The sequence below is a fragment of the Dehalobacter sp. genome (assembly GCA_023667845.1).
Taxonomy (GTDB): domain Bacteria; phylum Bacillota; class Desulfitobacteriia; order Desulfitobacteriales; family Syntrophobotulaceae; genus Dehalobacter.
The window spans coordinates 99,832-113,125 of record JAMPIU010000144.1; the positions used below are offsets into that span (position 1 = coordinate 99,832).

Annotated in this window: 4 protein-coding genes, 1 rRNA gene, 1 pseudogene and 1 CRISPR repeat array; of the genes and pseudogenes, 5 read left to right on the plus strand and 1 reads right to left on the minus strand. The window is 47.4% G+C overall.

Annotated features, from left to right (window positions below):
• Position 1 precedes the first annotated feature (1 nt).
• A CRISPR array of direct repeats spans positions 2–3,072; the repeat unit is 32 nt; unit sequence GTCGCACCCAACATGGGTGCGTGGATTGAAAT.
• 23 nt (positions 3,073–3,095) lie between these two features.
• From NC238_13510 to NC238_13520, 3 genes and pseudogenes are all read left to right on the plus strand, one after another.
• Positions 3,096–3,245: pseudogene (locus tag NC238_13510) on the plus strand (DUF3102 domain-containing protein).
• Between the two features lie 121 nt (positions 3,246–3,366).
• A complete protein-coding gene (locus NC238_13515) occupies positions 3,367–5,952 on the plus strand; it encodes a DUF3656 domain-containing protein (GenBank protein MCM1566925.1) in 2,586 nt (861 codons plus the stop codon).
• Between the two features lies 1 nt (position 5,953).
• A complete protein-coding gene (locus NC238_13520) occupies positions 5,954–8,344 on the plus strand; it encodes an endonuclease MutS2 (GenBank protein ID MCM1566926.1) in 2,391 nt (796 codons plus the stop codon).
• Between the two features lie 268 nt (positions 8,345–8,612).
• Here NC238_13520 and NC238_13525 read toward each other — a convergent pair whose 3' ends face one another.
• Positions 8,613–11,264, minus strand: coding sequence for a PBP1A family penicillin-binding protein (locus tag NC238_13525; protein MCM1566927.1), 2,652 nt, complete (start codon positions 11,262–11,264; stop codon positions 8,613–8,615).
• A gap of 290 nt (positions 11,265–11,554) precedes the next feature.
• Here NC238_13525 and tyrS point away from each other — a divergent pair, with 290 nt between their 5' ends.
• A complete protein-coding gene (tyrS, locus tag NC238_13530; GenBank protein ID MCM1566928.1) occupies positions 11,555–12,790 on the plus strand; it encodes a tyrosine--tRNA ligase in 1,236 nt (411 codons plus the stop codon).
• 410 nt (positions 12,791–13,200) lie between these two features.
• Positions 13,201–13,294, plus strand: a 16S ribosomal RNA gene (locus tag NC238_13535); the annotation flags it as partial.

Here is a 13,294-nt window from a genome sequence, read left to right on the forward strand (position 1 = left end):
TGTCGCACCCAACATGGGTGCGTGGATTGAAATAAGTAGAACAATTTAATATTCTTGACTCGTCGAGTCGCACCCAACATGGGTGCGTGGATTGAAATTGTTAATCAGTCTGATATATCAGAATCTTATCGTGTCGCACCCAACATGGGTGCGTGGATTGAAATATGCCATTTGTAAGCCAGATTTGCTCTTGAATTTGTCGCACCCAACATGGGTGCGTGGATTGAAATGTCGATGCTTGGTTTATTCATGGGGTTACCTCCTGTCGCACCCAACATGGGTGCGTGGATTGAAATAGACCAGCAGTCAACCGACAAGGAAATGAATTTGGTCGCACCCAACATGGGTGCGTGGATTGAAATTGGTCGTCTTTATATTGGTGATGAATCCAGCGGAGTCGCACCCAACATGGGTGCGTGGATTGAAATAATCTTTGATGAAGCTGGCTATTGGAGAAAGGCGTCGCACCCAACATGGGTGCGTGGATTGAAATTGGCATCCGCGCTTGATCCTTACCGGGGTGATAGTCGCACCCAACATGGGTGCGTGGATTGAAATTATGACGAAGAGAAAGACAAAGATCAAATTCCTAGTCGCACCCAACATGGGTGCGTGGATTGAAATCGAATAGAGCTAACGAAAAATTTCTCACAGTCAAGTCGCACCCAACATGGGTGCGTGGATTGAAATAGTTCGCGGTTAATAGCCTGCAGGACAACCCGGGTCGCACCCAACATGGGTGCGTGGATTGAAATTATAATTCGTTCTGTTTTACCAGTGGTCACAATGGTCGCACCCAACATGGGTGCGTGGATTGAAATACCAACTCCACGCCCAGAAACTTAAGCGATTATGAGTCGCACCCAACATGGGTGCGTGGATTGAAATAGCTCCTTTGCTCACGAAGTCAACTTAGACGATGTCGCACCCAACATGGGTGCGTGGATTGAAATCGATAAATCCAGTTACAGTGGTAACAACGGAACCGTCGCACCCAACATGGGTGCGTGGATTGAAATAAAAGGGAAGAGTAAATATAAGCATATTGTATCTAATGTCGCACCCAACATGGGTGCGTGGATTGAAATTGATCCTGATGTTGATGGCTTAAGTACGACAAAGTCGCACCCAACATGGGTGCGTGGATTGAAATAAATGCAGATGGTATTGACGATTCAACAGGTGAGGTCGCACCCAACATGGGTGCGTGGATTGAAATCCAAACATCCTTAAACCAACCGATAATATCAATGTCGCACCCAACATGGGTGCGTGGATTGAAATTCCTATCCCAACCTTGTCTGATTCTAGCTTGCCTTAGTCGCACCCAACATGGGTGCGTGGATTGAAATACTACAAACACCATTCTTGTTTTTTGTTTTGCTATCGTCGCACCCAACATGGGTGCGTGGATTGAAATTTGCATCACGCATATCTGTATTGCAACCGTCTTTATGTCGCACCCAACATGGGTGCGTGGATTGAAATTATAGCTGTTGGATTTTTAGTTAAGTATTTGAAGTCGCACCCAACATGGGTGCGTGGATTGAAATATAGGTTGGACATGTAAACGCTGTAATGAGCAATTGTCGCACCCAACATGGGTGCGTGGATTGAAATTGATGCTATACCTCCAGACGCGCTGGAAGCGCCTAGTCGCACCCAACATGGGTGCGTGGATTGAAATAGGTCAACATCTGAGTGTTTTTCCTGCATTAACGTCGCACCCAACATGGGTGCGTGGATTGAAATTGTATATTGATCGAGTAAGGCCCTAGCTTTTAGAGTCGCACCCAACATGGGTGCGTGGATTGAAATCGGTTGATGCTCTTTTATGTATTCTCCTATTGTCATGTCGCACCCAACATGGGTGCGTGGATTGAAATCGTAAACTGCCGGTACCTGGACTTTCAGATCTAATGTCGCACCCAACATGGGTGCGTGGATTGAAATATCCTGCTCAACTTTTAATTTTAAGGCCGGATAATGTCGCACCCAACATGGGTGCGTGGATTGAAATCAACTACACGCCCTATCCGTTACATGTCTCCGTTGTCGCACCCAACATGGGTGCGTGGATTGAAATTAAGATAATAAATGGTGTTTGAGATCCTAACAGTGGTCGCACCCAACATGGGTGCGTGGATTGAAATATCTGAGGGTATTTGTTACAAGACGTCTTGCGATTGTCGCACCCAACATGGGTGCGTGGATTGAAATTTGTAATTAAAAGTAACCGCTGTTGTTAGATCGAGTCGCACCCAACATGGGTGCGTGGATTGAAATTGTTTCCACCTTGCATGGTGCTGTCTCAAATTCCGTCGCACCCAACATGGGTGCGTGGATTGAAATTCGGTAATCTCTCAGAATATGGCCGAATGAACCCGTCGCACCCAACATGGGTGCGTGGATTGAAATTGAAATATATGATGTTATCCTTATCAAGCCCGTTGTCGCACCCAACATGGGTGCGTGGATTGAAATAGGCACTCAAATATAATGAGCACTTAAAGCGGAGTCGCACCCAACATGGGTGCGTGGATTGAAATTTTGGTCCCGGACTGCCGGCGCATGGGTCAGCCGTCGCACCCAACATGGGTGCGTGGATTGAAATTCGAAAGAGCCAGGGCAGGGACAAGTAAAAAGTGTCGCACCCAACATGGGTGCGTGGATTGAAATAATAATTATGAAATACGTGGAGTAGTTACCTCAATGTCGCACCCAACATGGGTGCGTGGATTGAAATTGAGGAAAAGATTGAACAAGATATAAAAGATTTTGCGTCGCACCCAACATGGGTGCGTGGATTGAAATTTTGGTCATACCTGGTTTAATCCCGTATAAGAAGTCGCACCCAACATGGGTGCGTGGATTGAAATGTCGATAACCAGGAATCAGTTGACGTGCTGCCGGTCGCACCCAACATGGGTGCGTGGATTGAAATTAAGAAAGGATGAATGAAATGAAAAAAGCGTTGTCGCACCCAACATGGGTGCGTGGATTGAAATTAAGAAAGGATGAATGAAATGAAAAAAGCGTTGTCGCACCCAACAAGGGTGCGTGGATTGAAATCGGTTAGTGAATTTATTGTAACGCTGTTGAATTTGAATTATACCCAGGCTTTTATCCTCTTAGGAGTCCAGGAGGAAGAACGGGCGCAGTTTATCGCGGAGATGGGTATCGAAAGCATGTCTACCCGTGAATTGCAAAAGGGGGTGAATGATCGGAGCCACGCTGTTAAGGAAGGTAATCCATTATTCTTTATTGTACGGATATAACTTATGTAAAAAATTTGCCGCAAAATGATAGTGTGGTATGATTAGAAGAAAAGCAGAAAAAGACGAAACAGGAACGGAGAACGCAACCATGCATTCAGATTTTGGCAGCAGTCCGCGGCAGCATACAAATAAAAAGATAGAACTTCTTGCACCGGCTGGGGGTTATGAAGCATTGAAGGCTGCGGTGGAAAACGGAGCCGATGCCGTCTATCTCGGAGGCAAAATGTTCAATGCCAGGGCTTCGGCCTCGAATTTTGATTCGGAGGAATTGCTTAAGGCCGTGACGTACGCGCACGAACGCGGCGTCAAGGTCTATGTGACGTTAAATATTCTTGTGGCTGACAGTGAATTTTCAGAGCTGGCGGACTATGTCTATCAGCTTTATTCACTTGGCGCAGACGCGTTGATTGTTCAGGACATCGGAGTTGCGAATTTTATCCGGAAAGTTCTGCCGGAAATGAAGCTTCATGCCAGCACGCAGATGACCCAGAATAATATTTACGGGCTGAAGCAACTTGAAAAAATGGGTTTTTCCAGGGTTGTTCTGGCCAGGGAGACTTCGGCGCCGGAAATAGAAAAAATAGTTCAGGCGACGGAGCTGGATGTCGAGGTTTTTGGACATGGCGCACTGTGTATCAGTTATTCCGGACAGTGTCTGATGTCGAGCTATATCGGGGGACGGAGCGGCAACCGCGGACGGTGTGCGCAGCCTTGCAGGATGGCCTACAGTCTGGTTGACGGCAAAGGCAGGGATCTGCTGGAAGGAAGAAAGACCGGGGAGCACCTTCTGAGTCCGCGTGATCTGAAATTGTTGGACAATCTCGGGGAGCTGCAGCGGATCGGGGTGCGCTCACTGAAGATAGAAGGCCGGATGAAAAGGCCCGAATATGTGGCAACGGTCATCCGGGTCTACCGTAAAGCCCTGGATTTTTTACAAGATCAAAAGGGGCAGGAAATCACAGCCCGGGATCTATATGAGCTGACTCAGATTTTTAACCGGGATTTTACAACCGGATACTTTCAGGGTTACCAGGGAGCTGAAATGATGAGCTTCAGCCGCCCGAACAATCGTGGTACTATGCTGGGCCGAATTACGGATCTAAAAAACAACCGCCTGACACTGAAGCTGGACCGTGAACTGGGACTTGGGGATGGGCTGGAAATCTGGACAAAAAGAGGCCGCGAAGGGATCAGCGTCGGAAAAATAATGGTCCCCGGCGGCAAAACGGTCGAATGCGCGGCGCCCGGAGATACGGTCACCATCGAATTCGAAGGTGCTGCGAATATTGGGGACCGGGTATTCAAAACGCATGATGAGGGCCTGATCGCGCAAGCACGCTTAAGTTTCCAGGAAGGAAAGGAAATGCGCAAGCGGCCGTTAAAGATGCAACTGTCCGGAAAAGCTGGACAAAAACTGCGGCTAACCGTCTGGGACGACCAGCAGCACGTTGCGCTGGAATCGCAGTGTGAGGCTCAGGAAGCGCAGAACCGGCCACTGACACAGGAGGTTCTGGTAAAACAGCTGGGGCGTTTGGGGAATACCCCGTTTTATCTGGGAGAATTAACGACAGCGCTGGAAGGGGATCTGATGATACCGGTTAGTGCATTGAATGAATTGCGGCGCGCTGCGGTGGAGAAGCTTTTGGAACCGTCTCACAGCAAGCCGGCGCTGACCTTCAATGCGTATCAGGAGCGGACCCACGCTTGGAATCAACAGCTCAAAGCCGGCCGGACAGTATCGGGAAAAACCGGAGCAGGCAAGCATTGGCTCAGTGCTGCGGTGACGGATTCTTCCATGATTGCGCCGTTGCTGAAGTCCGGTGCGGACAGAATCATCCTGGGCGGAGAACACTGGCGGTCCAGACCGCCCCTTACCCTGGCAGAGCTGCAGAAGGCACTCGATACGTGTCAAAGCCGGGGAAGAACGTTACTATGGAGACTGCCGCGAATCCTGAATCAGACCCAATGTGAGCAGGTGCTGAAAGATCTGACAAAGGTGGCAGGCTGGTCGGCAAGGCCGGTGATCATGGCCGGGAATCTGGCGGAAATCGAAATGGTGAAGACCGTTGATCCCGAGTGGACCTGGGAGACGGATTATTTTATGCATTGTTTTAACGAAGCGGCGCTGGAATGGGTTCGCAGGGCAGGCGGAAGACAGGCAGCCCTTTCCATGGAATTAAGTCAGGAACAGCTTGCTGTTCTGGGCAAATCCGAAGGCATTGAGTTGCTGGTGTTTGGGGATATGGAAATGATGGTCAGTGAATTTTGTCTTCCCGGCGCTGTGATGGGGGAGGGGAAAGACGGAGCCCGCAACAAATGCGGAAAGGCCTGTCAAAACAAAGACCTGTACCTGAAGGACCGCATGGCCTATCACTTCCCACTGGCTGCGGATCAAGAGTGCCGGATGCATGTCTTCAACGCCAAGACCTTGAATCTGGTAACCGAACTGTCTAAAATAGCCGATATGGGCATCAGAAATATCCGGCTGGAACTGCTTCGGGCATCCCTGCCCCAGGCTGAACGTGCCGTTGCAGTATTTCACCGGCTTTGGCAAGAAACGGCTGGAGGCAAGAACATAGGCAAAGAGGAAACAGAAGAAGCGATGAAAAGCCTGGAGGGGCTTTATCCCGATGGCTTTACCAGAGGACATTTTTACAGAGGGGTGCTAACATAAATTGATAGCTTCAGATAAAGTCCTGGCGAAACTGGATTTTGGCGCAGTCAGAGAACGGCTTAGGAATCATTGCATGCTTCCCGGGGCGAAAGAATTAGCGGAAGCCCTTGTTCCGGAGTCTGACCTGAGTACCGTAAGAGCGCTGCTCCGTGAAACGGACGAAGGGAAAATTCTCCTTAGGATGAACCCTTTGTTTTCAGTCAGAGGAGCACGGGAAATCCGTCCTTATCTGGAAAGATGCGACCGGGGCGGAACCTTAAATCCGGAAGAATTGCTGGAAATCAGAGATACGTTGAAAACTGCCCGCCGCCTGAAGAATACGCTGCTGGAAGGAAGCCAGGCAGGAAAAGATCCGTACAGCGAATTATATACGCTCAGAGAAACGGTCGATGGGATTGTACCGCAGAAAGAGATAGAAGACGATATCTCCCGCAGTGTTTCCGAGGACGGGGATATCAATGACCGGGCTTCCGAAGAGCTGGCCAGACTGCGGAAAGCGAAAGGAACAAGCCAGCAGCGGATCAAGGAAAGCCTCGATGGGATTTTAAGAAATCCGAACTATCAAAAGATGCTTCAGGACAATGTCATTACAAGCAGAGGGGACCGCTATGTGGTTCCAATTAAAATGGAATACAGTTCAGCTTTTCCTGGAATTGTCCATGATCAGTCAGCCAGCGGTGCAACCCTTTTTATCGAACCGATGGCAGTGGTCCAGCTTGGCAATGAACTGAGGGAGATCACCCTGAAAGAGAACAGGGAAGTTCAAAGGATTCTTCAGCAGCTCACAGCAAAAGTTGCTGCCAGGATTCCGGAAATCCTGCTGTTGAATGAAGCCTTGATTAAGCTGGATTTCATTCTGGCGAAAGCCCGTCTAAGTGAAGATATGGAAGCCGGGTCACCGCTCGTAATGAATAAACAGGAGGTCAAGCTGATCGGCGCGAGACATCCTCTGCTCACCGGGCCTGTTGTGCCGATATCCGTCGAACTCGGGATGGATGATCAATTTCTGATCATTACCGGTCCGAACACCGGTGGTAAGACTGTAACGCTGAAGACAATCGGCCTTATGGCGGTGATGATGCAGTCCGGGCTTCATATTCCGGTCGAAAGTGATTCCCGGCTTGGGATCTTCACTCGGATTTTTGTCGATATCGGTGATGAGCAGAGTGTCGAACAGTCTTTGAGTACGTTCTCCGCCCATATGACCAATATTGTGGATATTATCCGGGAAGCCGACAGCCGTTCCCTGGTTCTGCTGGACGAGCTCGGGGCCGGGACGGACCCGGGAGAAGGGGCTGCTCTGGCCATGGCGATCCTTGCGGAATTATTGGAACGCGGAAGCTGCGGGGTGGCTACGACGCATTACGGTGCATTAAAGACCTTTGCCTACAATACACCCGGGGTTGAAAATGCTTCAGTTGAGTTTAATCCGGAAACGCTTAAGCCCACCTACCGCCTGCTGACCGGCATTCCCGGACGCAGCAATGCCTTATCGATTGCCCAGCGGCTTGGACTTGGCAGTGGTATTTTGGAAAAAGCCCGCTCCTTTATCTCCGAACGGGATACGAAGGAGAGCGATCTCCTGGAGAACCTCGAGGATACGCAAAGGGAAATTGAACTCAAAAAACGGAGTGTGGAAGAAGAGCAGAAGAAGGCTGAACATAAAGCCGCTGAGCTTAAGAAAAAGAATCTGGAATTAGAAGAGAAATACGAAGATATTCTTCGTAAAGCCAAAGAAGAGGCTGTAGAAGTTGTCCGTCAGGCCAGACTCGAAGCCGAAGGTATCATTAAAGAAATCAAGGAAGCCCAGAAGAAAGAACGGCGTGAACAGGAAGCAGCGCTGGAGAAAACACGCCAGGGACTTAAAAAACTCTCCGAAAAGGTATATGAAACCGGGTACGCCGGAAGAAACAAATCCGGGCCGAAGCCCGGACAGGTAGAACCGGGGCAAACGGTCTATATGCCCAATCTTCGACAGAAAGGCCAGGTCCTGCAAAAACCTGATAACAACAATGAAGTGCTGGTCCAGACGGGCATTTTGAAAGTCAGCGTTCCGCTGTCCGAAATCCGGTTAGTCGATGAGACGAGGAAACCAGAGCATTTTGAAAAAACAATCAAAGGTACTTTCGGGCTGAGCAAAGCGGCAAATCTCAGAAGTGAAATCGATCTTCGGGGAAAACTGGTTGAAGAGGGCATCCTGTTGCTGGATAAGTATCTGGATGATGCTGTGATTACAGGAATTAATCAGGTCAGTGTGATTCATGGCAAAGGGACAGGCGCCCTGCGGGCAGGCATTCATCAGTTTCTGAAGAGACATCCCCATGTTGCTGCTTACCGTTTAGGTGAGTTTGGCGAAGGCGATTCCGGGGTCACGATCGTTGAATTAAAGTAACCCAACCTAGTACATGATCTTTAAATAAGTTGACAAATATATTTATTTGGGTCTGGTCTGCGCGCCACATTCCGCTCTCGGCAGATAGCGCCCTCCGTGGCGCTATCTGCCGCGCTCCGCATCCATGCTCCGCTTACGCTGGAACTGTGGCACACAGACCCAGCTATGAAGGTTTAAATGTCTAGTTATTAGAGAGCGGTATACTAGCCACAAAAAAACACTGCCGAGGTTATCTAAACCATCGGCAGTGTTTTTTTTAGAGGCATCGTCAATTACTGATTTCCAACGTCACGGGATTTGACGGAGGACCCTCTGTAAAAGAGTCATTGTCCATCAGAACACCCCAGAAGGTGTAGGTTCCGGAGACTGCTCCGGCACCGAAAAGATTTAAACGGTATTGAATCGTCCTCTTGTTTCCGTCTTCCGGCACATACGTTTCAAGATAGGATTGTCCCGGTTTCTTGATATACAGCTTAACGGTATATTTTTTGCTGTTATAGTTGGAAACCGGAAGCTGAACAACGGTGCTCGATTCGTCATAATACGGAGAAGACAAAGACAATTGAGGAATACTTGAATCTCCTGCCGGTGGAGTCTCACCGCTGGTAGAGCCGCCACTTTCATTCACATATTTGTCCGGAGCCTTATAGGGGGCTTCGTCCGACGGCCAGGTCACATCTTTAGGCCGGTCCAGAACGTTCAGGCAAATCCTCGATATGGCATTCATGCTGCCTACGGGGGCTAAAAGATTGGGGTTATTGGCATCGACATTCACTTCGACCCAAACATCACTGACTTTTGTAGGGACACTGTCTGTTGCGCATATCTCTGTTTTAACAAATTCCGAAGGAGTCAGACTGCTTGGCAGAAGACCTGATTTGGAATCGAATTTTACGGTCGTAAGCCCTTCGGGACGGCTGATACTTGACTGAACTGCCAGTCCTTCGTGGGCAACCGTCATGACTTGTTTCCAGATGCTGGCCGGGTAGCTGCCGCCATATACCTTATACAGGTAATGGCTTGTATCTGTTTGATCATACCCCATCCAGACAACCCCCACATATTTTGGGCTATAGCCGGCAAACCAGGCATCGGGATTACCGGACCTATTGCCAAATTTAGCAGGATCCAGGGATGTGGTACCCGTCTTACCGCAGATATACCAATTGCCAATCCGGGCCTTTGTGCCTGTTCCGGAGGTTACAACGCTTCTCAGGAGATCATTCATCAAATAAGCGGTGGTTTCTTTCATCACTCTTTTCTCGGAAGACGTGTTTTCGACGAGCGTTTTGCCGTCAGGACCCAGGACTTTAATAACACTGTAAGGTTCAGCTTTGACACCATTATTGGCAAATGTTCCGTAAGCTGAGGCCATCTGCAGAGTAGAAACATCAAATGTCCCGAGGGCCATGCTTAATACTTTGTCATTGTTGGTTAGGGAAAGCCCCAGATTATTCTTGGCGAACTGCCAACCGTTTTCAACCCCGAGAGAGCTTAAGAGTTTTACGGCGTAAACGTTCACCGAGTCCTCAACAGCTTCGCGCATCGTGATCAAACCCCGCCAACCGGAAGTAATGGTGTCATAATCCGTCGGGGCCCAGACAGTGCCATCGCCGTTATTAAATTTAACGGGCATATCATCGAATACTGTTCCAGGATAATAACCGCCGTGTTCAAGTGCCGGCGCATAGACAACGAGTGGCTTGGCAGTCGATCCCGGCTGCCTTTTGGACTGATAAGCGCGGTTCAAACCCATCGGAGTGTATTCCCGGCCTCCTACCATTGCTGCGACCGCCCCGCTATCGGGCTCCAGTACAGTCATAGCACCTTGAACGGAAGTCCCGTCCTTACTGTTAGCAGGGAAATTCTTGGGGTCTGCAAAAGCTTCCTCGGCTTTGGTCTGGACTTTAGAATTTACAGTCGTATAGATCTTTAAACCGCCGCTATAGATCTGTTCGGGTGTAAAGCCATATTTAGCCTGAAGCTCGGAAATTACATAATCGACAAAATAAGGGTGCTGTTTGTTGCGCATTGCAGCTTCGGGGATTTGTACATTCTTTTGCTTGGATTTAACCTGATCAACAAACGTGAAAGGTGTATCGACATACTTGTCATAATCAGCCTGTGTAATAATGCCATTGTCTCTCATCACACCCAGGATGATCGTTCGTCTTGCTTTGGCTTTTTCCGGATAAATGTATGGGTCATAACCGCTGGGAGCTTGAGGGAGGCCGGCCAGCATGGCGATTTCAGCCGGATCCAGATCCTTAAGTTCTTTGTTAAAATAAGTCAAAGAAGCGGTCCGGATTCCGAAAGACGATTCCCCTAAGTAAATCCGATTCAAATAAAAGGTCAGAATTTCGTTCTTGGTATACACATGCTCAATCTGAAGAGCTAGAACGGCTTCCTGGATCTTGCGCGAAAGCTTCTGCGCCGTCGGATCTTCAATAAAAGCGTTCTTGGCGAGCTGAATCGTGATGGTGCTGCCGCCTTCGACGACTTCGCCGGCTTTCAAATTATTAAAAGCCGATTTGATAATCCGGATCGGGTCTGCCCCAAAATGTTTATAAAACCGTTTATCTTCCACCGCGATAAACGTTTTCTTCACAGTGTCCGGAATGTCTTCATAGTCGACCAGCAGTCTGTTTTCGGAGGAGTGAAGCTGGGCAATCGAATTCTGTTCATTGTCATAGACCACAGAGGATTGTTTCTGACCTGTCAGCAGCTCAACATCTAATTTGGGGGTTTTTGCAACAGCAACAATTAAGTAAATACCTAAAATCACAATGAGTAGAATGATGATAAGAAGAGGAATTCTGAAGTAGGGTGTATTAAAAAACTTTTTTTTCTTTTTGACAGGGTGAACCCGCCTGTTTTTCTGATCTGCATTACGGTTATGATAATCATTGTTATTAGCCATTTTTTGCCTCCTAGATAAAGACTTATTAATAAGTATATAGATTAATAAGCTCAAAACATTATATCATATTTTAAAGGCTGTAAAAACAGTATCAATTTGGTAAGAGGTTGATATAAAATTTATATTTCTTTATAATATAAGATGCTTAAGCGCAAAGAACTTTATATAGCACCATGTCAGCTCCAAATTTTATATATTCTGGCGGTGTATTTGATAAATTGATTTTATTATCCTTTATAAGGAAGACAAGGTACTTAAGGTATATCGAAGAATGGAAGGAATGTTTTAAATTGATCGATTTAGACAAAGAAGTACAAAGACAAATGGAGATATTAAGAACAGGTGCTGCTGAGATTGTACCTGAGGATGAATTGAAGGAAAAAATAAAGAATTCCCTTTTGTTAAATAAACCGCTGACGGTTAAGCTTGGGCTTGATCCGACGGCTCCAGATATTCATTTGGGACATACAGTTCCTTTGCAGAAAATGAGACAGTTTCAGGATCTGGGGCATCAGGCAGTGATCATTATTGGAGATTTTACGGGCAGGATAGGTGATCCTACGGGAAAATCCGAAACTAGAAAGGCATTGACCGAAGAAGAAGTGCTTCGGAATGCGGAAACCTATAAAGAACAGATATTTAAAATTCTCGATCCTGCTAAAACAAGGATTGAGTTTAATGCGACCTGGCTTTCAAAGCTCAGTTTTGAAGAGGTCATTAAGTTAGCTTCCAATTGTACGGTTGCCAGAATGCTGGAAAGGGATGACTTTGCCAAGAGATATCAGGAGGAACGGCCAATCAGCATTCATGAATTCTTCTACCCGCTGATGCAGGGCTATGACTCGGTAGCGCTGCAAAGCGACGTCGAACTAGGAGGAACAGACCAGAAGTTTAATCTGCTCATGGGCCGTACGCTGCAAAAAGATTATGGGCAATCACCGCAGGTTGCTTTAACAACGCCAATCCTTGAGGGGCTTGACGGTGTTCATAAAATGAGTAAAAGTCTGGGTAATTACATCGGAGTTTATGAAAGTCCCAGAGAAATGTTTGGAAAAACGATGTCTCTGCCGGACGAATTGATGATTCGCTATTTTGAACTGGTCACAAAAGTGCCGGTTGACGAAATTCGCCGTCTCGAAAAGGGCCTTGCTGACGGCAGCGTTCATCCGCGTGACTTAAAAATGCGTCTGGGATGGGAGATTGTCCGAATTTATCATGGAGATGCCGAAGCCGATCAGGCAAAAGACGAATTTATTAAAATGTTCCAGAAAAAAGAAGCTCCAGATGAGATGCCTGAATATAGCCTTGCGGAACTTGGTGCATCGAAGGACGGCACGATCGAACTGGTTACACTGATGGTCAACGCAGCACTTGCCCCGAGCAGGGGAGAAGCCAGAAGACTGGTTGAACAGGGCGGAGTGAAGCTTAACGATGAAAAGCTCTCAGATTCGCAGGCTGCCATTCGTCTTTCGGCCGGTGATATCTTGAAGGTCGGCAAGAGAAAATTTATTCGAATTAGATCGTAGGATCGTATTAATTAAAAACGATCATTTTTTTAGAGACAAAGAACGCTCATTAATTCTTCTTCATATAATAAAATCATCAGCAACAGAAACAGTATTTTTTGGACATCATCATTAATGGCGCTGATGATTTATTATTAAAATAATAAAACCGATGGACAGAAATAGTTTTAAACTGGCCGAATAGCTGCAAAGAACACTTCTGCATAATGTATAAGAAAATATCGAATTCCTTGTGATTTGCTGTTGACAGTGTCAAAACAGCGTGCTATTATAATAAAGCGTCTCGGGGCGGGAACGCCTGAAAGAAGCGCAAAGGTCATTGAAAACTGAACAACAAGAATGAATTAAAAGCTAGACTCGTCAATGAATTTTGGTAAACAAACGAGCTGAATCAAGCTCCGTAAATAGTTTTTATGGAGAGTTTGATCCTGGCTCAGGACGAACGCTGGCGGCGTGCCTAACACATGCAAGTCGAACGGAGCTACGCCTGACACCGAGTGCTTT